Source organism: Actinorectispora metalli (assembly GCF_056323685.1).
Genome location: NZ_JBREYE010000001.1, coordinates 4,299,282 through 4,325,787 on the forward strand (window position 1 = coordinate 4,299,282; position 26,506 = coordinate 4,325,787).

Sequence of the window (26,506 nt, forward strand, 5' to 3'; positions counted from 1 at the left end):
CCTCAAGCCGGTTGCCAATCCATGATTCGGTAGCTTCGTGGGGCACGTCGGCGGAGTGGCCGAGTGGCTTAGGCAAGGGCCTGCAAAGCCCTGTACGCGGGTTCGATTCCCGCCTCCGCCTCGGACGATTAGCTCAGTGGGAGAGCACTACCTTGACACGGTAGGGGTCACTGGTTCAATCCCAGTATCGTCCACCAGTTATACGCAGCTCAGACGGCCTGTCGATGATCTTCATCGACAGGCCGTCGTGCTGTCATGGGAGCAATGTGGAGCCACACAACCCCAGAAAAAATTACTGATTCCCACACCTCAGTCGCAGCGATCAGACATCCCACACCGACAGACCGACCCTCATCGGGGCCTCAAGCCCGGCGATCGCAGCCAAGGAAATGCCACCAGTGTGGAACTGATCACGGTGACACCGTTCGTGAGACGACCGACAAACGGCAGGTCCAACAAGATCGACATGTCACCGGGGTGAGACCTACAGAGCCCCGCAGCGGGCCCTCAAGCTGTTCGGTGGCTTATGCGGCGGAGATTGCGGGCGCGGTAGGCATGCGGCTATCGGTTGGTGCCGCGCCGGAAGGCTGTGCGGTAGTCCCGTGGGCGTTGTCCGGTGTGTTTGGCGAAGAGAGCGGCGAACGTGCCGGAGTCCCGGTAACCGACCGCGGCGCAGATGCCTGCGATGGTGCGATCCGTCGTTTCGAGGAGGTGGCGGGCGCGACGGACGCGTGCCGACTGTAGGTACTCAAGCGGGCTCTGGCCGGTCTCCTCCGCGAAGCGCCGCAGCAGCGTCCGAGTGCTGACGTTGAAGGTGTCAGCCAACGCGGCGAGGTCGTATCGGGCGGCCGGCTTCTGGTCGAGTCGTCGCATGACCCGGTGGGAGAACTCGTTGCCGGGCTGCGGAAGGAGACGCGCGTCGACGTACGGGGTCTGGGACGACCGTGCGTCGTCGACCAGCGCCACCCGTGCGGTCGTCCGAGCCACCTCGGCGCCACTGTGTTCGCGGATCAGCTCCAGCGCGAAGTCGTACATGGCACTGAAGGCCGCCGTCGTCGTGACTCCCTTGTCGGTGACGACCAAGTGCTCGGGCCGGACATCGGCGTCAGGACAGCGTTGAGCCAGTTCGTCCGCGAAGAGCCATGAGGTCGTTGCCCGGCGTCCGTTGAGAAGCCCCGCCTGAGCGAGCAGGAACGCACCGACACAGATTGAGACGACCGCGTTGCCGGTGGCGGCATGCGCGCGGATCGCCGCGACTTCGCAGGCGAGGGAGGCGAGCTTCGCGTCCACGTCGATGCCCGGAACGAGCTCGAACCCCGGCACCACAAGGACATCGACCTCGCGTAGCGGGGAGACCGCCAGCGTCGCACCGCCCGATGCGGCGACGCGACGTCGAGGCGAGACAATCGCTACCTCGTATCCGGCGCGGTCCGGGCCTGCGATGCGCGTGGCCATCGTGAGGAGATCGGGCACGCCGTACACCTCGGACGCGAAGCAGCCCGGATAGGCCAGGACGCCCACTCGCAGCATTTGGCGAGATTACCCGAATATCTGGCGATCCGGCCTATCGCAGTGAGCGGGCACCGTGATCCACGCTGTCGGGGTGAACGAACGCCTCGACGATGCGATCACCGACTTCTCCCGCCGCCTGCTGGGGGTGGACGGCGTGACGAAGACGGTGTATGTCGGGGGTACCGGGCCGGCCGTGGTGCTGATGCCGGAGATGCCGGGCATCAGTCCGGACGTTCTCCGGCTCGCGCGATGGGTGCGGGAGGCGGGCTTCACCGTCTACGTCCCGTCACTGTTCGGGATCGACGGCGCCTATCCCACGGCCGAGGATGGTGAGAAGGTTGCCCGTCGCGCGTGCGTCAGCGCCGAGTTCCGTGCGTTCGCCGGGGGCGGCACCAGCCCCGTCACTGCGTGGCTGCGCGGGCTCGCACGGCTTGCCCACGCCGAATGCGGCGGTCCCGGCGTCGGCGCGATCGGCCTTTGCTTCACCGGCAACTTCGCCCTCACCATGGCACTCGAACCGGCCGTCATCGCACCGGTGGTCAACCACCCATCACTGCCGCTGGACGACCCGGGCGGACTCGAACTCAGCGACGAGGACGCGAACGCGGTCCGAGATCGCATCGCGCGCGACGGACTGAAGGTTCTCGCCTATCGCTTCGACAACGACCGCTGGTGCACCGGTCGGCGATTCGCCGCCTACCAAGCACTCCTTGGCGACGCCTTCGACGGCCGCGTCCTGCCAGGTGGTGCCGCGAACACCGACCCGCCCCCGTTCTTCCGCGATGTGGTCCAGACTCCGCACAGCGTCGTCACCGCCCACCTCGTCGACTCGAACGGACATCCCACACTGCAAGCCAAAGACGAGATCCTCGCCTTCCTGACCGAACGCCTAAGCCCATGCGGGAGCCGACGGCCAAACGACAAGCCATGAGCCGCAGCAGTCCGATGGCGGGCCCACACAGGTCCCCGGCATACCGCACCGAACCCGCGAGCTGAGCGCTCACCGATCACCCCGACCGTAAAGTGATCCGCCATGAAGGAAGAAGATCAGCGGTGGATTCGACAGGCGCGCAACGACATCAACGCCCTGTATGAGATGCAGACCGAGAAGGACCGCGCCATCGCTGACCTGCATGTACGAGTGTCCAGGCTTGAACAGGACTGCCTTCGCCAAGGTGGCGGTCAGCGAAAGCCGTGCCCACCATACCTACGGCGCACAGTGGGAAGCCGGTCATTCCCCACCCTCATGACGCCGATCATCGGCGTGGCCTCCATCCTGTGGGGATGCAGTTGGGAATCCAACGTAATGACGCTGATCCATTAGTCCCCGGCTGTGGCTTTGCCGATGACAAGCGACCGCATTGGTCCGTGAGTTTGGCCGCACCTCGCTGTCGGTGGCGGCGTGTGCCGGTGAGATCCGACCGCACGACCTCGTAGCGGCAGGCCGCCGCCCCGCGGTCGGCGGCATGAGCGGAAGTCGTCCGGCGGTGTCCTACCGAAGCGTGGTCCCTCTCGACACGTTATGTGACACCTACGGCTTGGCCGACGAGGTGATCGGCGATCCGGCCGGGGCCGCGGAGTCCGGCACCCCCGCGTAGTCGGGCAGCTCGACGCCGTTGATCGCGCGCCTGACCAGCTCGGTGAACCACTCGCCTGCGAAATCGGGGCGCGGCTCAGCGTCTGGCCCGGGGACGTCGCGGCTGCGGGCGTTCAACCGGCCGATCTCCTGGTTGGCCTCGACGAACGAGCGCATCCGCGCCTCGTAGCGGGCGAACCCGGCGTCGGGGTCCCAACCGGCGGCGGCCAGCTCTCCAGCCAGCAGGTAGGCACCGACCAAGGCCAGCCCGGTGCCCTGCCCGGACATCGGCGACGAGCTGAACGCCGCGTCCCCGAGCAGCCCCACCCGTCCACTCGACCAGCGGTCCATCACCACCTGGGCGACCTGATCGAGGTAGAAGTCCGGGGTGTCGTCCAGGTGCGCGAGGATGTCCTGGGTCAACCAGCCCAGGCCCGCCATCCGCTCACGCAGCAGGACCTTCTGGGCCGCGACATCACGGTAGTCGACGTCGAAGTCGGCCGAGGCGAAGTAGAACATGGCCATCGCCCGGGTGGCGTCCTGGATGGGCCGCAGGAGGGCGGAGCGCCCGGACTCCTGATCCTGGTACTCGAGCAGCCAGCGGTCCAGCCCGAACTCGTTGGGCACACTGTAGAAGGCCAGCACGTGCCCGAGGTGGCGCAGGAACCGCTCATGCGGCCCGAAGACCATCGCTCGCAGCGCCGAGTGCAGCCCATCGGCCCCGACCACCAGGTCGAAGCGCCGCCGGTCGCCGCCCGCGAAGACCACGTCGACCCCGTCCGCGTCCTGGGCGAGCCCGGCGATTCGGTCGCCGAAGATGTACTCGACGCCGTCGCGGGTGTCGTCGTAGAGAACCTGGGACAGGTCCCCGCGCAGGATCTCGATCTCCGCGATGAACCCGTCGCCACCGTCGTCGTCGGCACGGAAGGTCTCCAGCACATGCCCGTCCGCGTCCACGGTGTGCGCGCCTGCGGTGTCGGTGCACGCCGCGCGCACCGCCGCGTCCAGCCCCATGCGCCCGATGACCTCCTTGGCCACCCCGCGCGCGTCCACCGCCTGCCCGCCGGGACGCAGCTCGAGAGCCCGCTCCACCACGGTCACCTCGGCCCCCCGCCGACGCAGCCAGTGGGCCAGCGCGGGCCCCGCGATGCTCGCCCCCGCCACCAACACCCTGGGACCGCTCACCCGCGTCCCCAGCTCGCCAGTCCGGATGGTGTGCTCCTGCTTGGAGTCGCCGACGCTCATCACTGCCTCCACGTGCTTCCTCCCGCGCTGGAACGTTCCCAGCACAGGCCCACCGCTGTCGGTGTGCCCAGCCGTATCGACCACGGATCCGCACAAAACTCATCGGCACGACCGAAATCGCGTCCGCCCTCCCGCAGAAGTTGTCGCTGGCAACGGTGGGCATTCCGGCGGCGTAGGCCCGTTCTGTGACGCTTGCGTGACGGTGCAAGCACACTGGATGCCATGGGCACGGCAGAAGGGGGAGTCGTGGCGTCCACCCCCCTGATTCCGAGGTGACTCGGCGGCTGATGCGTGTCGGGGTGATGCAGCGGGTCACGACTGGGGTGCGCCGGATTACGCCGGGAAATCTGGTGGCGGTGCTGTGCGCAGGGGCGTTGGCTGCGGTGATCGCGACAGCAGGAACGGTGACCGCGGGCGGAGCCGCCGTCGTGGCCGGGCTGGGTGTGCTCGGCTCGGTGGGTGCCAACGTGCTCACCGAGGTGGTCCGTGCACAGCGCGTTATGCCTTTCCTTTGCCCGAACAGGTGGGACCAACCACCGCTCAACATGGGAACGAGATCACCACGCCGGGTCCATACCCACAGGTCAACGAGTTTCGTCGGCAGCCCAGATCTGCGTTCCAGCGGCGCTGGCGGCAGGCGTGACGGCGGCCGCCGTCGACTGGCTTCCTAGGAACCGAACGCGGGTTCGTGGTACTTCAATGCCGGTTCTGGGGTGATGGCGGTTCAGCAGTACTCCGCCGTGACTAACACTTACTTGATGAGGAGTTCTCCGCGTGGATCTACCAAGCACCAGCAGAAGAGTGTTGACCTATGTCTGCACGGGTATCGTCGCTGTGGTCGCCGCCGCACTGGTTCAGGCGCCCGCGCAAGCCACTTCAGCGGCCACGTACTCGTACAGCTACGAAAACGGCTACCAGGGTTGGGTGGGCAAGACCGACCAGAACACCGGAACGCCGGAGTGCCTGCCCCATAACTCGGCCGTGGCGCGCTCGACCGCCAAGGCCAGACAGGGCCAATACAGCATCGACTTCCAGGCGCACGGCCGCCATGACTGTGGCCTGCTCTGGATCGAGCGCAAGTTCTCCGTCGGCACCACCGCGCCGGTGAACCTCACCCTTTCGTTCTGGCTGTGGAGCGAGGACTCCGTGATCGGCACCGGGGGCACGAACGCCGTTTCGGCCTACAGCGCCGCTGAGTGCGTCACCGATCCGATCCAGGGCGAACCCGGCTGGACAGGGTTCACCGAGCTCGGTTCGACGGGCCATGCCGAAGGCGCAGGCTGGTACAACTACCGGCACCAGGCGAGGGTGACACCCAATGCCAGCGGCCAGATCTGCGTCGCACAGGCGCTGAAGGTCTCCTCGACCTACGACTTCATCAAGAATTACTACCTCGACGAGACCACGGTCACGCTGTCCTAGAAGCAGGCACAAGTCGAGCCGGGACGCCGGCAAGTGCCGGCGCACCAGCGAGTTGAACGGCCCGGCATGGCCGGTGTGGTTGCGTCCCGACAGGATCACCGTCGGGACGCAGCCACCATGTGCTGCCGCCGGCCGCCGAACCCCCAAGCCAACAGGCACGATGACGCGCACGAGGGAGTGCCACGAAACTGAGGGGTCACGGTGTTGGTGTTCGAGCGGGCGACCCGGACCGGCGCGGATGGAATCCAGCGGACCGGGGCTCCTTCGAGTACACCGGCTGGTGCCGGGACTTGCAGAACGAGCGGGAGCAGCCCGGCGATGCGAGCCCATGATCGTTGCCCGCTGGGGCGCAGAGCACGTCATCGGCGACCTGCTCCATGGCCGCCCTCAGCGGTTGTGATTCGTCGTCCAGGATGTCACCGAGGTTCAGCGAGATGACGACCCGTCTGCTGCCGTCGGGGGTGCCCGCCATGATGGAGGCGGTGCCGTGCCAGCCTCCGGTGTGGCCGAGCTTGATCCCGCAGGGGGTGGGCAGCTCGTCCAGCCCGAGGCCGTAGGCACCGACCGGCAGCGGCCAGGTCTTGCGCATCTCGGCGTAGAGCTCCGGGCGCAGCAGCCTGCCGCCGAGGAGGGCGTTGAGGAAGCGGTCCAGGTCCCGGGTGGTGGAGATGATCTCCCCGGCGGCGTGCGCCTGAGACGGGTTGTACTCGGTGACATCGACCAGGTGCTTGTTGCCGTCGGCGATGAACCCGTAGTAGTTGTGCGCGTGCGGGCCGGGAATCCGGTGGTCGGTACCGGGCAGCGTGGTTCCGGTGAGGCCCAGCGGGATGACGATGCGGTGGCGGACAGCGTCGGCGTAGGGTTTACCGGTCACGGCTTCGATGAGCAGCCCGGCCAGCAGGTAGTTGGTGTTGGAGTAGGACCAGTCGGTGCCGGGTGGGAACCGGGCGGGCTTGGCCAGCGCCAGCGCGACCACCTCGGCGGGGTCGTAGGTCCGGTAGCGGTTGTCGAGGAAGTCCTTCTCCCAAATCGGGATGAGTGGCTCGCCGTCCGGCTCGTACACGTAGTTGTAGATGCCGCTGGTGTGCTGCAACAGCGTCCGCACTGTGATCCGGCGGTCAAGGTCGAATTCCGGCAGGTGGCCGCGGACGGGGTCGTCCAGCCCGATCCGGCCCTCGCCGACGAGCTGGAGGACGACGGTGGCCACTACCGTCTTGGTGATGCTGTCGACGCGGAACCTGGCGCCAAGGGGACCGGTCGGTGCGTTCCGAGCTCGGCGACGCCAGCCCTGGCCACCCGCACCGTGCCCGCGTCGAAGACGCGGATCTGCGCGCCCGCCGCACCCTGCTCCACCAGCGACCGCAGAGCCCGCCGCAGGTCCGGGTCGTCGGGCGCCGACGGTTCGGCGACGGCCTGCGAGGTGAACGTCACCGACGTGGCCACGGCAACGGCGAGCACCTTGTTCCTGATCACGGCAACCCCCAGAGAAACCCGTTGCCCCCTGTGTGTTCCCGGCCAGGACGTCATGACCACAGCCCGCCGCGGCGGAGACCGCGAACCCGCGTCCGCGGGGACCGGGAGGAGGTGCAGTGCGGGCTGTGGGGATCATGGGAATGTCGCGAACAGCACCTGGCGGCGGATCCGGCGGCTCCACGGCTTGCCGACGACAAGCGACCGCATTAGTCCGCGAGTTTGGCCGCACCACGCTGTCGGTGGCGGCGTGTCGGTGAGATCCGACCGCACGACCTCATAGCGGCAGTCTGCCGCCGCGCGGTCAGCGGCATGAGCGGAGGTTGCTGATGCCGGGACTGGGGTGTTGAAGAGTCGGACCGTCGATGATCGACCGCTGGATTGCCGTGGCGCGTTCGGTCGGATGCGGGAGTGCCGCTAATGAGTATCGCTCTGGGTGTAGCTCTACCGCGGTTGAGGTGAAGCGCTCATGCGACGACGCCTGGGCGTCCCGAGACGAAGAGGTGGAGGTAGTCGTCGAGTCGGTTGACGTTGTGGGTTTTGATCAGCCATCGGGTTCGCATGCTGGCGGGGTTGGACAGTTCCTGGATGAGGCGGCCGTGCATGACATGGTTGTTGGAGAAGCTGAGCAGGTCGCCGGGGCGGCTCTCTCGGGTTACCTGGTTTCGGTGTAGCGAGGCGAAGAAGGCGTCGAGGGCGGACTGTGTTTCCTCATCCTGGCCGCGGGTGCGTCCCTCCAGGACGTGGGGGGTTCCGTCGTGGGCGATGACGGCGTGGAGGTCCTCTGTCGTGTCGTCGCTGCCCGCGGTGAGGATGTGGTCGACAGGGGTGATGAACCTCCGCTGGCCCAATACCTTTTGTTGGGTCGGGTTCAGTTCACGCAGGGCGGTGGCCGCGGTGCTGAACACCGACAGGACCCGGTTGCCTGGGGCGTCGCGCAGCATGAGTTGACTGACCTGTTGTGGGCTGGCCGGGTGGTTGGTGAAGTCCCGGTGGAACCGCAAGTGCCCCAGGCCTTTCTGGGACTGGGTGTCGAACATGGACCGCTTGGGGTAGACGTCGTGGAAGAAGTCGCCGTTGTTGACTGTTGCGTGGCCGATGTGGTGGGTTCCGGTCAGCTCGGCGTGGAGGGCGAGGAACCCTTCCGCGACGAAGGTCCGCTTCGTGCGGTATTTGTCGCCCACAGGGTCTTCGTGGCCGAAGACCGGCAGCTCCGGGTCGATTGGGCAGTTCTCGACGACGATCACAGGATGGCGGGACATGTCCCGGTGCGCGACGACGGCGCACAAGTCCGCGAACCGTGCGGGCATCCGACTGTCGGCGGCGAGTTTCTGGATCTCTTCGCGAAACTCGGTGTATTCACGGTAGGGGTTGGAAACGACTTCCAGAAGAAGCGTCGTCAGCCGTGCGGACTCGCCATCATCGAATCGAAAGTCGACTTCGAGTGTTCCGCTCATCAAGCTCCACCTTATAACTCACTATTTCGCTGGTTCGGCGGAGTCGCGAGTATCGCCATATCAGGTGCGGCACCGCTCGACCATGAAAGTGGCTGGGATCGGCGATGGCCGCCCAGGACAATCGCTGCCAACTCGGAAGCGCACGGACCCTGCCCGCCAATGCCCGCAGGGTCCGTCAGCATATCTCAGATGGTCAGCACAGGAAAACCGGTTCGGTTTTCTACAACTGGCCGATCAGCCAGTTCCCCGGTGCTTCGGGGTCTTCGCTGAAGTAGTACTCGACCACGGCCTGGAACATCTCCTCGCGGGTGATGTAACCGTCCCCGTCGCGATCCAGGCGGGCGAACGATTCGCGTGCCTCGTCCGGGGTGATGCTCATCAACGCGGTGTACCACTTGATGTGTTCGTCCAGATCGATGCGTCCGTCGCCGTCGGTGTCTGCGACGTCCATCAATGCGTCGATGAACGGTCGGTACTTCGCGGTGAGCTCGGCCTCGTCCTCCAGCATGTGCTGGCTGAAGGCCCTCTTGTATTCCTCGCGACTGATGCGTCCGTCGCCGTCGGTGTCGCTGATCGAGACCAGGTCCGACCACACCTTCGCCAGGGTTTCACGAAGACGGGTGGCCGGAGCCGAGTCCTCGGGCGCGGAGAACGCCTCCGCGAAACGCCGGGCCGCCTGCTCGAAGTCCGACTTCTCGATGAATCCGTTTTTGTTCAAGTCGTAGGTGTCGAACCGTCGATCCAGCTTGCGTTCCAGCAAAGTCGCAACAGGCATGAATTCTCCAGGGCTCACAAAATCGTGTTTGATGTGCGGCGAAGTTCTTGTCCAACTCGCCGAGCACACTCAACAGTGCGGATCGCCGTATCGTCAATTCCCTGGTCGGGTGAGCACGAACTGATTAACGCTTGGGATCTGAGTGAAGTCCATGCGGAAGCATCTTTTGATGTTCACGCTTTTTCGCGACCCTTGCCGTCAAGGGCGGGTGACGTGTCATTCGTCCCTCGTCCACGGTGTCGAGGCGCGCTGATCGGACCACGACGGGGCGATGGCTCGGACCAGACCGCTCGAGCTCGGCCTCCTGATCGCGGTCGGCGGGGTTGAGGGCGATGTGCAGCCGGTCATGCCCGTTCTTCGGCTCGTCGTTGCGGATGAGGAAGATCGTCGGCTGCGAGCCGCCGAACGCTTCGCGCGGGCCTATCTCGATCCAGGTCTCCTGTTCGCGATCGAACTCTCTGAAGTCCAGGATCTCGCACCAGAACCGCGTCAGCGTCTCGGGGTCGTGGCACTTGAGCACGAGCTCACTGATATGGCATGCCATTGACGACTCAGCGTGGGAACTGCGGCTCGCCCTGAGGCACACCTCACCCGCGCGGCTGGCCCGGTCAGTAGTGTGCGGTCATCGGCATGTGGGCGTGCTGCTTTCGCGATGGAGCTACGTGCCGGAGGCCATGTAGGAGGCAAGGATGTAGTTGGCGTGGCGGTCGAGGTTGTTGCGTGCTCTGTCGGAGCGCATGGTGGTGCGGGGGTCGGCGTGGCGTGCGGCGATCTGGACGTCGCGGAGGTCGACTCCGGCGTCGAGCATGGTGGTGACGAAGGTGTGCCGCAGCATGTGCGGATGCATGTTCGGGAGCCGCACGATCGAGGCTCGAGCAAGGTATCGGAGTCGTCTGGTGGCGCAGAGTCGGTCCATTCTGCGTTGCCGACGATTGAGCAGAATTGGTCCGCAGCTCCGATGGTTGACGGTGCGGTCGATGACTCGTCCGACCGCGGGCGGCAGCGGAACGAGGACGACCTTCGAGCCCTTGCCCACTACTCGGAGCACTCGGTGGCCGTGTTCTTCACCGACGTCGTCGATGTCGCTGCGGCAGGCCTCGCAGACCCGCAGCTCGAGCAATCCGAGCAGAGCGAGCAGAGCGAAATCGAACCGGTTGGTCGACTCCCGGGCCGCGGCGAGCAGCGCCTCGAATTGCAGGTGCGACAGCCCCAACGTCGGTGACTCCGCGGGCACGACGGGTCGGCGGACATGCTCTGCCGGTGAGTGCTCCAGGACGGCGTCGATGACGCAGGTGCGGTAGAAGCCGACCACGATCGACATCCGCCGCGACACCGTCGAGGGCTTGAACCGACGGACCTCCTGCATCCATCGCACGTACCGCTCGATCTCCGCGCGTCGGGCGGCCAAGGGTGCGATGTCCTGCTCGGCGCACCAGGTGAAGAACAGCCGCAGATCGGATGCGTTGTGTGTCCGCGAGGCTCCCGTGTAGCAGCCCAGGTACGCCGAGGCCGCAACCGCAACACCAAGCCCCGCTCGTCCGACGAGGCCGACTCAGAGGTGGTTGTCATAGGCCACCAATCTGACCTTTGTAGTTGGCTTAAACCACGCCGGCTGTCGCGGCAGGAGCGGACGTCGTTTGTCTTTGCAGGCAGGAGTTCGCGGCAGTGAAGCAGCTCACCTGCCGCCGCCGCGGTGGAGTGCTCGATCTGATGAGGCCCGGCACCGAGCACGGCCGCAACTGCGGCCCGCCGTAGAGCGTGGTTCGGCATGGCGGGTGACGGTTGGCCTTACGTAGCGCTTATCTCCAGCTCGCCGCGGAAATGGGCGCTTGAACAGAACGGTTGGGGATGTAGCAGTGCCCAGACACGTTCGTCAGCGTTCCTGGACCACTCGGCAGGACCGCGTGTTGAACAGCGGGGCGCGTTTCGGATGGTGCGGCGGAAGGGTTGACCCCGCCCCTGGGTCAGGCTGGAGCCTGGCCGCATGAGGAACAACATCACTTCCACGGCGCGGCTCGCTGCGCAGGTCGGCGGATCCCAGAAGAGGGGGCGCATGCCGCGGGTCTTCCGGCGCGTGGCGGTCACGGCGCTGGTGGTCACGCTGCTGGCCGGAGCGGCCGCACCCGGGTTGCCCACCGCGGACAGCATGGCTGTGTCGAAGGCCGCTGCCGGGCAGGACCGCCCGGAGCTACAGGAGGCCATCCAGGGCTTCGTCGATATCGGTTTCGCTGGCATGCAGTTGCGTGTGCACGATGAGCGGGGCGAGTGGGTGGGCAGCGCCGGGGTGCGCAAGCTGGGCGGGACCGCGAAGCCGCCGACGAACGGGCGGTTCCGGATCGGCAGCAACACCAAGACCTTCGTCGCGACTCTGGTACTGCAACTGGTGGCCGAGGGCAAGATCGGGCTTGACGCCCCGGTGGCCGGCTACCTGCCGCAGTTCAAGCTGGACCGGGGGATCACGGTGCGGATGCTGTTGCAGCACACCAGCGGGCTGTTCAATTACACCGGCGACTACTACAACGGGAAGGCCATGCCGGGGCTGCCCTCGACGGGCCAGGAATGGGTGGACAACCGGTTCCGCACCTATCAGCCGGAGGAGCTGGTGCGGTTCGCGGTGTCCAAGGGGCCGCTGTTCCTGCCGGGGAGGGACTGGAACTACTCCAACACCAACTACGTGCTGGCCGCACTGCTGATCGAGAAAGTCACCGGCCACTCGTACGCCGAGGAGATGCAGTGGCGGATCCTGCAATCGCCGGACGCGGCTGCCCCCTGGCCCCGCCCTCATCAGCCACAGCCGCTGGGGCTGTCGGGCACCGAGGTGCCGGGCACCCGGACGGGGATCCGCGGGCCGCACGCCCACGGTTACTACCGTTACCAGGACGCCGGTCAGTGGAAGACGGTCGATGTCACCCGCCAGAATCCCTCCCTGGTGTTCGCCGCCGGTGACATGATCTCGACCACCCGGGATCTCCACACGTTCTTCTCCGCGCTGATGAGCGGCAAGCTCCTGCATCCCCCGCTGCTGGCCGAGATGCGCACGCCACACCAGAAGAGCGGCTTCGGCCTGGGGGTGCGCGTGCGGGACCTGAGCCCGTGCGCCGACACCCTCTACTTCCACGACGGCAACACCATCGGCTACGGGGTGTTGATGTACAGCACGCCCGACGGGGGTAAGACCCTGACCGCCTCGATCACCGGCGTGGACACCGAAGTCGACCTGGCCAAGGAGTACCCGAAGGCGTTGGACAAGCTCCTCAAGGCGGTGTTCTGCGGCGGACAGGCCGCAGGCTGACGGAACCTGCCCGCTCAGTCGAGGGGGCCGTGCGGTGCGAAAGCAGGTGGGTTGACCTTGACCTTGGGTCAGGCCGCACACTCGTCGCATGGCTCCCTCGACCAACGGCGTCACAATCGGCCAGGCGGCGGCGTTCGCCGGGGTCACGGTGAAGACCGTGCGGCACTACCACCAGCACGGGTTGCTCGACGAACCACGACGCGACAGCTCCGGCTACCGACGGTACGGATCGGCCGACCTGCTGCGGCTGGTCCAGGTCCGGACCCTGGCCGCCGCCGGGGTGCCGCTGGCCGAAGTCGGGCCACTGCTCGACGCCGACGCTGAGCAGTTCGCCGCAACACTCGTCGACGTTGAACGGCGCCTCACCGAGCGGATCGCCGACCTGATCGCCCGGCGCGACACACTGCGACAGCTCGCCGACGGTGACCGGCTCCTGCTGCCCGACCGCGCTCTCGCGATCCTGGACCGGCTCACCGATCTCGGCTTCGTTCCCGACTACGTGGCCGGCCAACGGGAAGCCCTGGTGCTGGCCAAGGCACTGGCGCCGGAGTTGTTCGACATCTTCCTGACCCAGCTCGAACACCGGCTCGACGACCCCGAGTGCGCCGACCTGACCAAACGCGGCTGGGACGCGCGGTCCTGGGACCCGGACGACCCTCGGATCGACGAACTGGCGTCCGCGCTGGCCGACAACCTGCTGGCCAACCGCGAACTGCTGACGACGCCGACGGGCTACCAGCCCGGGCCCGACGCCGTCACCCGATACGGGCTGATCAACCATCACCTCGAAGATCAGGCATCGACGGCCTGGACACGGCTGAACGCGCTCGTCGAGGCCAAACTGCGCGCCGCAGGGGTACCCATCCCATACCAATGACGGCGGTCCGACCCCCTGCGGAATGAGAGCCATCAAATTCGGCACCAATCCTGACCACGGTGTTGTCAAAGCCCCGAATCCACAAAGCCATCCCGGACCTCCGCTGACCGAGCCGTCCAGATCGACACAGGCGAGTCCCAGCTCAGTGAGTCGACCAACCGTCAACCTGATCAGGACGGGATGCCAGCTGTCCACCCGCAGCCTGTCTGTCTCAACTGGATTGAAAGGCAGAGGCGTGCCGAGACCGGAATCCAACCGGCGTTGACGCAGCACGTCAAGACAAGCACAAAGTCACACACTCACATCGGCACGAGCATCAGTACAAGACCGAAAGCGGCATGTGCGGATGTTCGCTGTAGTCGTGGAGGGAGGATTGCTCTTGTGGACGTTCAACAGATCGCTGAGGCTTTCGACGACGTCGTCGACCAGGCGCTCGTTTCCACGGCTTCACCGACTACATGCGCGATTACGACGTTCTCGTCACGCGGCTGCCGATCCTCGGACGGCGATCCCGCCGGAGTACCTGCGTTACCGTTTCAAGCACTGCGTCCGCGTCGGTGATCTCGGCGGTGGCTCCGGAGACGTGGAGTCGGTCGCTGGACGACCGGTTGGTCGACTTCGAGCAGGGTCACGAACTCGATGGTTATGTCTGGGGCGTCCGGTGGCAGGCCCTGTACCCGGGGGCAAAGCTGATGCCCGGCACGGGGGAGACCGCCGCGTGGTCCGCCCGACTGCGGCGACCAGTCCACGAGGCGTTGATCGAAACCAACGGCCCCAACATCTCCCTCGTCTTCTCTGATCTGTCGGTCGATCGCGTCGAGTCCGGCTACTCGCCGTTCACCGTGGTGGAAGACGGCAACCCCGACGCCGATCAACCGGCTCGGGCACCAGCAGGACCTGCTGCGGCAACGGTTCGCACCGGCAGAAGCGCGACTCGCGGCATGAGCGGATACGCAGTGCTCGTAGTTGCGAACCTGGGTCGACCGATCGCGGCTCGCACTCAGGGCTTAGGTCTGCGTGGCACTTTCCTGGATGGCTAGCCAGGCTTCATGTTGGTGACCAGTCCTCTCCCAGAGGATGGATAGCCCTCCGGGTCCGACATCGTCCAGCGGTATCCGGAACTCGGTCAGCGCCTCGGCGAACTCGTCAAGAGTGCTCAGCGTGCGTCGATCGGTGCCGTCGGGGCCGGTGCGGGTGACCGTGCGGGCGCGGAGCGCCAGTTCGTGGTCGTTGCGGTGGTGTTGGGCCACGAGAACCCTGACGAACGGGGAGTCCGGCTGCTTGTTCCGTGCCCGATCGGCGAACTCGGTGAGTTCGCGTGGCACCGTGCGGAAGTCATAGGAGGAGACTGTGCCCTCCGGATCGTGATGCATCCGCCAGGTTCCGCCGTCGAGGCGCTCCAGTCGGTAGGTCATCCGCCCCTGTCGGTGTGTACCTTCCCGCAACGGCAGCGGCTCGAGGAAAGCGTCCCCGATTCCGGTGTCGGCCAGCCAGCGCTCTCCCTCGACATCCACCAGCAGAGCGACATGGTTTCCCCACTGCCGATCGCCGCGGGTGGCGCGTAACACCGCACCCTCCACGATCGTCACCGCAAATCCAGCCGCCCGCAGCAGCAGTGCGAGTGCCCCGTTCATCTCGAAGCAGAGGCCTCCGCGTCGGCGGCGGGCGAACTTGTCCACCAGTGCGTCCGGTGTGAGCAGGACAGGCACGCCGAGTTGGATGTCGACATTCTCGTATGGGACCCGCAGTCGCCACGCCCGATGTAATCCCCGCAGCGTGGACGCGTCGGCCCGGACAGGCTCGCGGTAGTCCAGCCGGTCAAGGAACTCGCCGATCGTCATGGTCACTTCCCCTCGCCGCCCCAACTTTGCTGAATCTGCTCTAAATATAGAGTAACTCTAAAAGTAGACCGTATCTAGTACGCTGGTCGTATGAGCGAACCGGTGGGACTGCGGGAACGGAAGAAGCGGCGCACTCGGAGGGCGCTGATCGAGACGGCATATCGGCTTTTCGAGCAGCAGGGGTACGACCAGACGACCACCGCCGAGATCGCCGCGGCCGCCGAGGTATCAAACGCGACGTTCTTCAACCACTTCGCGACGAAGGAGGATCTGCTCCTCACCGATGACGGCCGACACCTCCTGCGCGCCGGGCTGGATGTGATCGCGGAGCGTCGCTCCGACGAGGCGGTGCGCGATGTCCTGCGGCGCGCGATGCACCGGATGCTCTCCGAGGCAGGCACGGGGATCCGCGACCCGGCCGGTGAACTGGAGCGGATCCGACTACACCTCATCACCTCGGTGCCTGCGCTGCGGGCGGCGATGCTGCAGCGGGCGTTCGACGCCCAGCAGCAACTGGCCACCGCATTGCGGCAGGCATACACCGACGAAATCGACGAAATCGGCGCCGCCGCGATCGTCGGCGCCGTCACCGGGGCTGTCTTCGCCGCCGGACAAACAGCCGTGCGTACCGGCAAGCCCCTCGACGTCGCGATGCGGCGCGCCATTGACGCCGCCACCCAGCACCAAGAGCGACCGCCCGAGCCTTAACTGTGCCGACCAGCGCGCCAACCACCTCGGCGAGGCAGCCCGACAGTTCGGCCGCCAGGTACGGGTCGCCCGAGCCATCCAAGCCATCAATCCACAACGCAACCGCGGCGTCGAAAGTTCGATGGCCCCGACAACCAAACGTGGACGTGCACCAGCGTCGGCGCCCGTCCTTTCCACTCTCGCTGGTACTGGCTGGCCGACGCGAGCTTGCGGAGCGCCGCCTTCCAGCGATCCGTGAGTCGCCCGATTCGGTGGTATGGCCCGGCCTGTGTCTCCAGCGAGACTCTCAGTGATTCCGCAGTCTTGGCACGGACACCTAGGCAGGGAGATCGTCCCGTCCGACAGCGGAAGGACACGTTGATCAGGGCCCGAAGCGACAGGTCCATGCTCGAGTTGCCTCAGCGGCGAAGTTGCGGATGCCGCGATCAGGCCAGTCGGCGCGGCGGTGCGTTCGGCTCGTGGCGAGACCGTCAACTGCGCGCGAAGGGATGATCATGGTGCGAGGTAAGCAGGTCGTGCTGATGACCGATCACAGCTCAACCGATGGCAGTACGCACAGCCTGGCGGTCGCGGTGGAAAGGGTCGCCGGTCTGCGCCCGGCGCTTGTGGACGCCCGACACTTCATGACCGGGGGAATAGGACGAGCGACCGTCTCCGGTGGACAGCTTGAGCTCCGGGTGCCCGCCGAAGGTTTCGCCGCCGCCCCGACTGCGCTGATCATCTATGAGATACCGCCGCATGAGCGCCGCCGCTTCCGGCCGTTCCAACACCTGCTGGCCCGGTCCCGGACCACAACTCTCGGAGCCGATGCCGACAGCTGGCAGGCCGCCACGGAGAAGAACCTGACGGTCGCGCGGTTCGCCCGCGACGGCATACCGCAAATGCCCACCATCACCCTGTCCGATCCCAGCCCGCGGCAGGCCGCTTACGCCTTCGAACAACTGGGTTGCGACGTCTGGGCGCGACCGACCATCGGGATGGGCGGTGACGGCGTCTTCCACATCACCACCTCACCCCAACTGCGCGATGCCATCCGCCACTACTCCGCCACCGGCCAGACCTGGCTCATGGCCCGCGACGCCGGCAACCTCACCCCGGATGGCCAACGTCAGCAGTACCGGGTGGTCGTGCTCCACGACCGCGTCGTGCGGGTCTGCGAACACCGTCAACCCGACCCGGACGCACCCGGCAACGAGAGCCGCGGCGCGACCTCCATCCTCCTGCACCCCGACGACCTCCGCCCCGATCTGGCCAATGTGGCGATCACCGCCACCAAATCCCTCGGCCTGCCCCTCAGCGGTGTCGATCTTGCCCCCACCAACAACGGCAGCCAGCGCGCTGTGGTCTTCGAAGTCAACGTCCACCCCACCATCTCCCAACACAACGCGCTCGACACCGTCGTCATCCCCTACGTCCAAGCGCACCTGGCCACGCCCTGACCGGATCACCCGCGCCGGCGCATGGCAACGACCACCAGTTCGGACAAGACACCCACACCGTCGGCTCGGGTCCGGTTCATCCGCGTGATCGAGTCGATCCGGTCACTGCGCAAACGCCGTCTCCGCGTTCGACATTCGCCGCTCGTGATCAACTCGGTGTCCTTGCCGCCAGCGGCCGTCCAGTGCGGGTCTACCTCGACCTGCGCGGCAAGGGTGGGTTTGACCGGCTGGTAGGTGGTCCTGGTGCTGCCCGCCGCCGCAGCCCGGTGCGGCCCCGAGGTGCTCCGCTACGACCAGGCACCCCTGGCAGTCCTGATCGCCAGCTCACCCGAAGTCGCCGACACCCTGGTCACAGCGGTGCTCGGCCCCATCCTGGCACTGCCGGATCGCGAACAAGACATACTCCTGCGGACCATGCACACCTGGTTCTCCACCAACGGCGACGCCCTCAAAACCACCCAAACCCTGCACTGCCACCGCAATACAGTCCGCTACAGGCTCAACCGAATTGCCCAACTCACCGGCCGCAACCTGTCCACCCCCAAAGCCATCACCGAGATGTACGTGGCCCTGCAAGCCCACCGCCTCACCCGCTCTTTCTGACAGCGCAGCCAAGCGGCGATTGAGAGCTTTCACCGCTTAGCGGTAGCGGTGCATGTCGTCCAATTAACCGTGGGTGATATCGCGAAATAGAATCCTCGCGGTGATCAGGTCGTTCGATCCCAGGTTGTGTGGTGAGTAGGAAGTGGACGCTGTGAACTGGTTCGCTGGCGTGGTCGGAGTCGCTGGTGGATTGGGATGCCCACCATTCGTCGAGTTGGTGGGCGTCGCGACTGGATGAGCGCCAGGACGTCATGATTCTGCTGTCGTCTATCCGTACGCTTCGACCTGCGTCGAGCTCTCTGAACTGCCGCTACGGCGTGACGCCTTCCTTGTTTGCTCTGGTGGAGAGGAAGCCTGTAGCCCTGATCGTGGACTCGGGGAGGTGGGCCGCCAGGTATAGGGCGGGCCACCAGCCAAGGGTGAAGTCGTTGCTCTCGGGCGCCTGACACTGCAACCGTTTCCGCAATCGCCCTCACAGTTCGGCAATGGAGTAACCCTGTTCGCATCGGGGTGGCCGACCGTCGTTGGTCTTGTCAGCCCGCTGTGAGGGGGTGGACGGTAAGAGGGTCTTGGGCGTTGGTTGGATCCGATGCCCTTATGCAAGAAGGCATCGGGCAGTGACCCCGGACCCCGGTCACAAACCACCCCCTCAAGTTCCCGGCCTCGGCCGGGACCTCTCCCATGGGTGGAGATTGATCATGAGATCGACAGCACGTATCACTACGGCAGGTCGGGCGGGTCGGGCCCTGATCGGATTGGGTACCGCGGCCGGGTTCGCTCTTCTCGCTCCCGTTCAGGCTTGGGCACTTCCACCGGGCTGCACCCAAAGCGGCGCGAACTTCACCTGCACCGCGGGGATCCCCGCCGGGCAAGTCCTGGACGGCACCAGCGGAAACAACATCATCACCATCACGGGCGGTGCCGTGAACGGCACCGTGAATGGCTTGGCAGGCAACGACACAATCAGAGTCACCGGCGTCGCCGGAACCACAGGTACCAACGGCCCCGCGGGCGCCAACGGCACTGTGGGCACCCCGGCTGGGAATGCCGGTGGCAACGGCGGCGCAGGCAGCGTCGGCGGTGCCGGTGTGGGGAGCACCGGAGTCATCGACGGAGGTCCCGGCACCGACAGCATCACCCTCATCGGTGGTGCAGGCGGTAACGGCGGTAACGGCGGCCTCGGTGGTCTCGGCCTCGCCAGCGGTGCCGGTGGTGCCGGTGGCAACGGTGGCGTCGGCGGGATCGGCGGTGCCGGTAATGCCGGCAATATCACCGGTGCGGCAGGCAGCGACGTCGTCGTCGTCACCGGCGGCAGAGGCGGTAACGGTGGCCTTGGTGGTCTTGGCGGTAACAGCGGCGCCGTCGCGGGCGGCGCCGGAGCCGGCGGTATCGGTGGAGCCGGTGCGGCAGGCGGCGTCGGCAACTCCGGGACCTTCACCGGCGATGTCGGCGATCCCGGTCTCGACAACGTGACCGTCAACGGTGGTGCCGGTGGGACCGGCGCGGCAGGCGGCAATGGTGGCTGCGGTCACGGTGGCGGTGCCGGTGGCGTCGGCGGTGCCGGCGGAGCCGGTGGCGTCGGCAACTCCGGAACCGTCAGCGGTGGTGGCGGTGTCGACACCCTCAAGGCCAACGGCGGACTCGGCGGCAATGGTGGCGTCGGCGGTAAGGGCGGCAACGGCATGTCCGCCGTCCAGCCCGGTGGTGCCGGTGGCGTAGCCGGTGCCGGTGGTGCCGGTGGCATCGGGAACTCCGGCAACCTCACCGGCGGAACCGGCGTCGACAACATCACCGCCACGGGCGGCAAGGGCGGCAACGGCGCAGGCGGCGGCAACGGCGGTACCGGCTGTAGCGGCCCCGGTGGCTTCGCAGGCCTCGGCGGCGCCGCAGGAGCAGGCGGACTCGGGAACTCCGGAACCATCAGCGACGCAGCCGACACCATCTCCACCCCATCCGGCGCCAGCGGCCTCGCAGGCGGCAACGGCATCGCCGGTATCAACAACGGCGGCATCTGCGGCTGCTGAGTGGATGCGTAAACCTCGAACGTTCACGACTCCGAAGGACGCACTCGAGGCTCGAACTCCGGCCCGCTACGAGAGGGTTACCCGCGTAGCGGGCCGGAGCATCCCGATTGAAAGTCGCCTCAAGACGGGAACCGCGCCGCGGTGCGAGACGCCGGCCACGGGGGTCCCGCTCTGGTGAGACGGCAACGCCGGCCGTGCCCAACTCGAGGCGTGCGAATCGCCGCACTCCTCATCGAACTACGTGGCAGCCCGTAGCACCGGAGCGACCTGGTCGGCGGTCAGCACGGCTTGCCAACAGAGGCTAAACGCGCTCATCGGCATGACAGGACGCTTCGGTAGTAGGTCCCGAGGACCAGTCACCGGGACTCGGCTCGCGATCCGCGAGTATGGCCAAAACTGTTTCATTGCAACACCTTTCCCATGAGGTGTTGCAATCACCTATAGAACCCACACCCAACATCTGCGGTCAGTTCTGACCTACATAGCCAGGTGTTGGGAAGCCCGAGCCTGATGCCGGTCGGGGCGCGGCCGGTCGTACTGACGAACCCGCACGAAGTGCCTCGCCAAAGTTGTTGACCCGCAGGAATTATGAGAGGACAGGCCAACCGGAGGCGGGAGTCGACGTGGCCGATCCGATTTCCCCATCCCCACCGCCCCACCGTTTGCGTCTCAAGCCACTCCGGTGGTGGTGGGTGGGCTTGGCCGCGGTACTCGTCGTGCTGACCGGCATGCTCGTCACCTTTTGGCTCTACCACGAAACCCGCACCCTTCCGGACCCGGAAAAAGCCAAGGCCCGCATCGAGGCCATCAAGGCGGGGTTGACCGCCGCGGCCGGGGTGGGGGGCGCGGTCGCGTTGCTACTCGCGGTGCGGAGGCAGCGGGCGACCGAGGTCGGGCTGGAGCTCCAAGACGAGGAACTGAAGCAGAAGGAGCGCGTGGCCAGGGATGCCAAACATGACGCGGACGAGCGCCGGGTCACCGAGCTGTACACGAAAGCGGCCAAGCAACTCGGCTCGGAGAAGGCCCTTGTCCGCCTCGCCGGCATGTACGCCCTGGAACGCCTCGCCCAGGACAACCCCAGCCAGCGGCAGACGATAGTCAACGTGCTGTGTGCGTATCTGCGCATGCCTTTTGCCTCTCCGCACCGAGAAGTGGGTACCGCTGTGGCTCTGCCGTCGTCTCTTGGGCGTGCACGTTCTGGATCCCATCAGGAGGAGCGGGAGGTGCGCCTCACCGCAGAGCTGATGCTGACCGACCACCTCAGGCGGGGAGGCCACACCGACAAACCCGCGGAGATGTTCTGGCCTGACATCATCCTCGACCTCAGCGACGCCATCCTGCTAGACGGCGACTTCAGACACTGCCACTTCCTCGCCTCGGACTTCTCACGTACCACGTTCACGAAAGCCGCCCTGTTCGACGGGGCGGTGTTCTCCGGGCCCGTGCGCTTCTCCAGGGCGGAGTTCAGCGCGGAAGCCACATTCCGGAATGCACGGTTTTCCGGAGACTCCACATTCGACTCGGCCCGGTTCCGGGGAGACGCTGTCTTCGCGGAAGCACAATTCGACAAGACCGCCGAATTCCACGAGGTGGAGTTCGCTTCGGGAATGAATTTCATCGATGCATACTTCACTCAGGGCGGCGATTTCCACAAGGCCCGCGTTCGGTCGGATGCGAATGTGCTGTCTCCCCCGCCGGGCTGGGACTACGAAACAATGACCGCCACCGAGCGAAAGCACGGCTCAACCGAACAATGGCAACGCCTGGTCCCAGCTACGAGCTGATCCATCCATGCCTACGGTGAGACGAAGAGTGAGTTGGAGCTCCGCCAGATCACGGCATTCAAGCAGGTCAAGGAGCTTGTTGATCCATCTTGGCGCAGTAGGAGTCCTCAGACCGCTTCCGACTGCACCCAACAGCACAAAACCCGCGGATAACAGCCGCCAACCGCACCAGGCTCGCCACGGTGTATACGTACCTGGCCGCAACGGAAGAGTCCAAAAGACCATGCTGCGGACCCGCTTCAAGTAAGCGCTCAGCGGCATGTGCGGACGTTCGGTGTCGACGTGGGGGAGGATGCCTCTTGTGGACGTTCAACAGATCGCTGAGGCTTTCGACGACGTCGTCGACCAGGCGCTCGTTTCCACGGCTTCACCGACTACATGCGCGATTACGACGTTCTCGTCTCCGCGGCTGCCGATCCTCGGACGGCGATCCCGCCGGAGTACCTGCGTTACCGCTTCAAGCACTGCGTCCCCGCATCGACCGCGACCACAAGGCTGGTCACCCACGTCATCCCGGGGCTAGCCGCAATCGGAACTCACACGGACTGGTAGTCACCGTGCACGCAACCTCGCATGCGGCATCAGGCGCGAGTGGGCGTTCTTCGCGGTGTCCCCCACAACCATTGATCACCTGTCGCCTGCGCCGACAACGACAACTCTTGCCGTCATGGCGGCAGTCCGTGAACACGCATGGCAGACCCCAGCGGTGGCCAGAATCCCAAGGAACCTGCGGAGGCCGAGCAGCGCCACAAGTGCCACACGAACAGTGTCCGGACGACCAACACCAGGTCAGGTGTCTCCCGTCGCCTTCCGCCCCGAAGACGGTCTGCGGCCTGCCGGACAAGCCCCTGGCTCTGCATCGTCGGTGACACAGCCACCGACCTGGCCAAGGACCCAGGCCGCTGTGCTCGGCACCTTGTGGCCCAGTCGCGGCCATCCACCAAGGACATTCAAATCCCGCGATAGCGAAGTCTTTTCATTTTTGCATGTCCTATTCGCATAACCACTCTCCCTTCTATCAGGTACTCAAATCAGGGAAGCAGCCGGGAAGCTGGTCGCTGCCCGTTTCAACGTAATCCTCTTTCCGAGATGGAGTTCTGATGCGGACAATTCTGAGCGCTCTGACCGCGACGCTCATAGCAATGGCGACGCTGGTCGGAATGGCCGGTTCGGCAGGTGGAACCCCGGTCGGGGCCAGCCAGATCCAGGTCGAGGCGGGTTGGCGGCATGTCACCGCGGACTCGCTGACACTCTGGAACGCCTCTTCCGGCGGCAGCGCGGTCGGCACGTGGACCTGGGGGCACTGTTTCTACGAGGCCGGCATCGAGGGCTCCAACCGGTATCGGACCTCCACCGCCAGTGGGTCCACCGTATGGGTCAGCGCTGATCCACGCTGGAGCGCGGCGGGCTGCTGACGTATCCGACGCTGGTGAGCCTCATCCTCAGCTTCCCCGGCGGCCACCGGTCTGCTGGGTCGGGGTGAGACTCATCGGCGCGGTACCGGGATGCTGGCCAGGTCGTCGGCGATGACGATCGGCCGGCAGCCATATATTTGCCGTGCGCATAAGAAAACGCTCCCAGTCAAGACGTGCTCCGTCGCGCTTCAGCGAAGGGGCAACGATCCTTGCTCGGGGGGTACCAAATAAGTGTCGGCGGTGGTGGTGATGACTTCGCCGTTGCTGTCCTGCATAAAGAGGGTCGGTCGATCAGTACGGTGAGGAGGAGCACCGGTCGCTCCCACCGCTGGATGACTGGAAGAAACTATCACCGTATCGAAATATGTGAACGGATTTGCTGATTCCGATCTCGCGTTGAGCGCCATTCTTCAAAGCCGCAGGTATCGTAAACGATTCACGGCGACCTTCGTGTGGAAGCCTCGGCACGGATGACGAGCGGCCTGCATAGCGATGACATTGGATGAATCGGCCGGGCGAGGTACCGGCAGTGCCGGGGTGGAAGTTGCGTCTTGGAGCCCCAGCCGCGAGGAAGAGGTGGGTGCGCTGAACGAGAGGGCTGATGAGAGCCTTCCGGACGCACCTGCCCCGGGTGGAAAGAAGGCTTCCCGATGGGTGTGTAACCAGGTCGAGGGGCAGATCACCGGCAACATTCTTCAGATCGGGGGACATGTTGACGGATCGGTACATGTGGGGGATGTGAACCTGCATACCGGTTCTCCTGTCCGCACCCACTATCGCAGCGCAGTCGAGCGAATTGCTCCCACGGAGCTTCAAGGTCGTGAAATAGAGCTGGCGCAGCTGACGGATTTTGTGACCGCGGAGCGGCCGGACAGCACCTACCAATGGTGGCAAGCCGGGCCATGGGCGGGCAAAACGGCGCTGATGTCCTGGTTCGTTCTGCACCCGCCAGAAGGAGTCAGGGTGGTGTCGTTCTTCGTCACCTCGCGTCTGTCAGGGCAGGCCGACCGGTCCGCGTTCGTGGACAACCTGCTGGAACAGTTGCTCGCCATCCTGGGCGAGCAACCGCCCGTCCTTCTCACTCCCGCTACCCGGGAAGCTCATCTCGCCGGGTTGCTCGACGAGGCTGCCCATGTCTGCAGGCAACGTGGAGAAAGGCTCGTTTTGCTGGTTGACGGTCTCGATGAGGACCGCGGGGTCACCATCAGTCCGGACTCCCACAGCATCGCCGCTCTGCTCCCACCTCGCCCGCCGGCGGACATGCGCGTGGTGGTCGCCGGACGCCCGGATCCCCCGGTGCCGGGCGATGTCGAGCCTCACCACCCCCTGCGCGACCTGACAATTGTGCGGGTCCTCGCTCGTTCACCTCGGGCAACGGCACTGCGGCGCGAGATGGAACGCGACCTGCAACGGCTGTTGGCCGGGTCCGAGTTGGAACGGGATCTACTCGGATTCCTCACCGCGGCGGGCGGTGGGCTCACTGCCGAGGATCTGGCGTACCTGACCGGCACACACACCTGGTTCGTCCGACAGCACCTCACCAACGTTTCCGGCCGCAGCTTCGCCCAACGCGCCAGCGTCATCGCACCTGACAAGGGGTCCTGGGTCTATCTGATGGGCCACGAAGAACTCCACGTCACCGCAGTCGACATGATCGGCCCCCAACGCTTGGCGGACTATCGGGAGCGGCTGCACACGTGGGCTCGATGGCACCAGGAACGACGCTGGAAGGGCGACACACCGGAATATCTGCTCCTGGGCTACCACACCATGCTCGGCACCATCGGCGACATGCGCCGCGCCACCGAGCTCTGCACCGACGCCCGGCGGCATGAACGGCTGCTTTCCGCGACTGGCGCCGACACCGTCGCCCTCGAACAGATCATCGCCACGATCGCTCGTCACAGCACATGCGACCCACCTGATCTCATCGCACTGGCTCGGCTGGCCGCCCACCGCGACCACATCACCAACCGCAACGCCGACATCCCGGCCGTCGTTCCCGTCACCTGGGCCCTCCTCGGCTACCACGGCCGCGCTCTTACTCTCGCCCACTCCATCACCACACCCAGCCGGCGGGACGCGGCACTGTGCGGGGTCGCAGGCGCGTTGGCCGAAGCCGGACAGTTCGAACAAGCAGCCGCCAGCGCCCGTTCCGTCGGCGAAGGCGCTGTTCGGGCAGCGGCGTTGGGCGAGGTCGTCGCGGCACTGGCCGAAGCCGGCAGCCCCGGCCCCGCCGAAGAGCTGCTGCGCGAGGCGCTCACCGCCGCACTTACCGCCGCGCGCACTTCCCCCGCCGACGCCATGGCAGGTATTGCCTACGCACTGGCCAAGGCCGGACAGGTCGACCAGGCCAGGAAGGTGTTGGGCGAGGCATTTATCAATATCGACTTCGTTCTCTTTCCCGACAAGCAGTGCGACGCGTTGGCCGGGTTTGCCAAGGCGCTTGCCAAGTCGGGACACCGTGACCAGGCGCTGGAGACGCTGGACGAGGCGTTGCGAACCCTCCCTTCCGGCGGTCATCCCATGGAACAAGCCGAGACGCTGGGCCGGCTCGCCATGGCGATGGCCGCGACCGGCCAGGTCGGTCAGGCCAAGGAGACACTGGACAAGGCCCTCACCGCCGCCTACTCGATCACCGACCTCGCAGTCCAGCCCAAGGCGTTGCGCCACATCGTCGCGGCGCTTGCCCATGCCGGACAGCTTGCCAAGGCACTCACCATCGCCCACTCCATCCCCAGCCCCGAGGACCGGCAGGGCGCAGTGGGTGAAATCGCGGGAGCGCTGGCCAGGGCAGGCAACGTCGAGGAGGCGGTGACCACCGCGCGCTCCGTCGACGAGAACGGCTTGCGGACCGACGTGCTCCACGATCTCACGGTGGCACTGGCCGAAACCGGACGGCTGGAGGAGGCGCTCGCCAACGCCCGCTCCATCCCTTTCTCGTACGGGCAGGCCGAGGCGTTGGGGGAGGTCGCCAGAACAGTGGCCAACACCGGAGACAACGGGCGGGCCACGGCGATACTCGAGGAGGCCCTCACTCTCGCCCGCACCGCTGCCTACCCATTC

Annotated in this window: 20 protein-coding genes, 2 tRNA genes and 2 pseudogenes; 16 read left to right on the forward strand and 8 right to left on the reverse strand. The window is 66.0% G+C overall.

Translation table 11 applies throughout. The features are described 5' to 3' along the window. Window positions 1-49: 49 nt before the first annotated feature. Both ACU6XJ_RS20210 and ACU6XJ_RS20215 read left to right on the forward strand, forming a co-directional pair. A tRNA-Cys gene (locus tag ACU6XJ_RS20210) sits at window positions 50-121 on the forward strand. A 1-nt stretch (window position 122) separates the two neighbouring features. Next, a tRNA-Val gene (locus ACU6XJ_RS20215) sits at window positions 123-197 on the forward strand. A gap of 364 nt (window positions 198-561) precedes the next feature. On the opposite strand, the gene ACU6XJ_RS20220 is transcribed toward ACU6XJ_RS20215, so the two are convergent. Next, on the reverse strand, window positions 562-1,530 hold the full coding sequence (locus ACU6XJ_RS20220) for a GlxA family transcriptional regulator (protein WP_476313702.1): 969 nt from the start codon (window positions 1,528-1,530) through the stop codon (window positions 562-564). A gap of 73 nt (window positions 1,531-1,603) precedes the next feature. Here ACU6XJ_RS20220 and ACU6XJ_RS20225 point away from each other — a divergent pair, with 73 nt between their 5' ends. Together ACU6XJ_RS20225 and ACU6XJ_RS20230 are read left to right on the forward strand one after the other, a co-directional pair. Then, entirely contained in the window at window positions 1,604-2,443 is an 840-nt protein-coding gene (locus ACU6XJ_RS20225; RefSeq protein WP_476313704.1) for a dienelactone hydrolase family protein, read from the forward strand. 102 nt (window positions 2,444-2,545) lie between these two features. Next, window positions 2,546-2,836: a hypothetical protein gene (locus ACU6XJ_RS20230; RefSeq protein ID WP_476313706.1), complete on the forward strand. Its 291-nt coding sequence runs from the start codon at window positions 2,546-2,548 to the stop codon at window positions 2,834-2,836. Between the two features lie 207 nt (window positions 2,837-3,043). On the opposite strand, the gene ACU6XJ_RS20235 is transcribed toward ACU6XJ_RS20230, so the two are convergent. Beyond that, window positions 3,044-4,333 carry an FAD-dependent monooxygenase gene (locus tag ACU6XJ_RS20235; RefSeq protein ID WP_476313708.1) on the reverse strand — a complete coding sequence of 430 codons (1,290 nt, stop codon included), beginning with the start codon at window positions 4,331-4,333 and terminating at the stop codon, window positions 3,044-3,046. Window positions 4,334-5,134: 801 nt separating this feature from the next. On the opposite strand from ACU6XJ_RS20235, the gene ACU6XJ_RS20240 reads away from it, so the two are divergent. Further along, window positions 5,135-5,755: a hypothetical protein gene (locus ACU6XJ_RS20240; protein ID WP_476313709.1), complete on the forward strand. Its 621-nt coding sequence runs from the start codon at window positions 5,135-5,137 to the stop codon at window positions 5,753-5,755. Between the two features lie 196 nt (window positions 5,756-5,951). On the opposite strand, the gene ACU6XJ_RS20245 is transcribed toward ACU6XJ_RS20240, so the two are convergent. The 5 genes from ACU6XJ_RS20245 to ACU6XJ_RS20265 form a co-directional block, all read right to left on the reverse strand. Next, window positions 5,952-7,364 carry a serine hydrolase domain-containing protein gene (locus ACU6XJ_RS20245; RefSeq protein WP_476313711.1) on the reverse strand — a complete coding sequence of 471 codons (1,413 nt, stop codon included), beginning with the start codon at window positions 7,362-7,364 and terminating at the stop codon, window positions 5,952-5,954. A gap of 328 nt (window positions 7,365-7,692) precedes the next feature. Then, entirely contained in the window at window positions 7,693-8,682 is a 990-nt protein-coding gene (locus ACU6XJ_RS20250) for a Fe(II)-2OG oxygenase family protein (protein WP_476313713.1), read from the reverse strand. A gap of 220 nt (window positions 8,683-8,902) precedes the next feature. Then, complete coding sequence (locus ACU6XJ_RS20255; RefSeq protein ID WP_476313715.1) at window positions 8,903-9,457, reverse strand: EF-hand domain-containing protein; 555 nt, start codon at window positions 9,455-9,457, stop codon at window positions 8,903-8,905. A 124-nt stretch (window positions 9,458-9,581) separates the two neighbouring features. Next, window positions 9,582-10,001 carry a VOC family protein gene (locus ACU6XJ_RS20260; RefSeq protein ID WP_476313717.1) on the reverse strand — a complete coding sequence of 140 codons (420 nt, stop codon included), beginning with the start codon at window positions 9,999-10,001 and terminating at the stop codon, window positions 9,582-9,584. 114 nt (window positions 10,002-10,115) lie between these two features. After that, a complete protein-coding gene (locus ACU6XJ_RS20265; RefSeq protein WP_476313719.1) occupies window positions 10,116-10,823 on the reverse strand; it encodes a tyrosine-type recombinase/integrase in 708 nt (235 codons plus the stop codon). Window positions 10,824-11,510: 687 nt separating this feature from the next. On the opposite strand from ACU6XJ_RS20265, the gene ACU6XJ_RS20270 reads away from it, so the two are divergent. The 3 genes and pseudogenes from ACU6XJ_RS20270 to ACU6XJ_RS20280 all read left to right on the forward strand — a co-directional run. Continuing rightward, window positions 11,511-12,749: a serine hydrolase domain-containing protein gene (locus ACU6XJ_RS20270; RefSeq protein WP_476313721.1), complete on the forward strand. Its 1,239-nt coding sequence runs from the start codon at window positions 11,511-11,513 to the stop codon at window positions 12,747-12,749. 88 nt (window positions 12,750-12,837) lie between these two features. After that, window positions 12,838-13,626, forward strand: a complete 789-nt coding sequence (locus ACU6XJ_RS20275) for a MerR family transcriptional regulator (protein ID WP_476313723.1) — start codon at window positions 12,838-12,840, stop codon at window positions 13,624-13,626. 449 nt (window positions 13,627-14,075) lie between these two features. Then, window positions 14,076-14,666 (forward strand): annotated as a pseudogene (locus ACU6XJ_RS20280) (YxiG-like protein); the annotation flags it as partial. Here ACU6XJ_RS20280 and ACU6XJ_RS20285 read toward each other — a convergent pair. After that, window positions 14,634-15,467, reverse strand: a complete 834-nt coding sequence (locus ACU6XJ_RS20285; RefSeq protein ID WP_476313725.1) for an arylamine N-acetyltransferase family protein — start codon at window positions 15,465-15,467, stop codon at window positions 14,634-14,636. The pseudogene ACU6XJ_RS20280 and the gene ACU6XJ_RS20285 overlap by 33 nt on opposite strands. Window positions 15,468-15,557: 90 nt before the next feature. Here ACU6XJ_RS20285 and ACU6XJ_RS20290 point away from each other — a divergent pair, with 90 nt between their 5' ends. From ACU6XJ_RS20290 to ACU6XJ_RS20325, 8 genes and pseudogenes are all read left to right on the forward strand, one after another. Continuing rightward, on the forward strand, window positions 15,558-16,175 hold the full coding sequence (locus ACU6XJ_RS20290; RefSeq protein WP_476313727.1) for a TetR/AcrR family transcriptional regulator: 618 nt from the start codon (window positions 15,558-15,560) through the stop codon (window positions 16,173-16,175). A gap of 494 nt (window positions 16,176-16,669) precedes the next feature. Then, entirely contained in the window at window positions 16,670-17,614 is a 945-nt protein-coding gene (locus ACU6XJ_RS20295; protein WP_476313729.1) for an ATP-grasp domain-containing protein, read from the forward strand. A 243-nt stretch (window positions 17,615-17,857) separates the two neighbouring features. Continuing rightward, complete coding sequence (locus ACU6XJ_RS20300; RefSeq protein ID WP_476313731.1) at window positions 17,858-18,217, forward strand: PucR family transcriptional regulator; 360 nt, start codon at window positions 17,858-17,860, stop codon at window positions 18,215-18,217. Window positions 18,218-19,161: 944 nt separating this feature from the next. After that, entirely contained in the window at window positions 19,162-20,241 is a 1,080-nt protein-coding gene (locus tag ACU6XJ_RS20305) for a hypothetical protein (protein ID WP_476313733.1), read from the forward strand. 698 nt (window positions 20,242-20,939) lie between these two features. Next, window positions 20,940-22,025 (forward strand): pentapeptide repeat-containing protein, encoded by a 1,086-nt coding sequence (locus tag ACU6XJ_RS20310; RefSeq protein WP_476313735.1) that lies wholly within the window; start codon window positions 20,940-20,942, stop codon window positions 22,023-22,025. A gap of 369 nt (window positions 22,026-22,394) precedes the next feature. Further along, window positions 22,395-22,577 (forward strand): annotated as a pseudogene (locus ACU6XJ_RS20315) (YxiG-like protein); the annotation flags it as partial. Window positions 22,578-23,125: 548 nt separating this feature from the next. Continuing rightward, window positions 23,126-23,440, forward strand: a complete 315-nt coding sequence (locus ACU6XJ_RS20320; RefSeq protein WP_476313737.1) for a hypothetical protein — start codon at window positions 23,126-23,128, stop codon at window positions 23,438-23,440. 654 nt (window positions 23,441-24,094) lie between these two features. Continuing rightward, window positions 24,095-26,506 (forward strand): P-loop domain-containing protein (locus tag ACU6XJ_RS20325; RefSeq protein WP_476313739.1); only part of this gene is annotated, 2,412 nt, incomplete at its 3' end.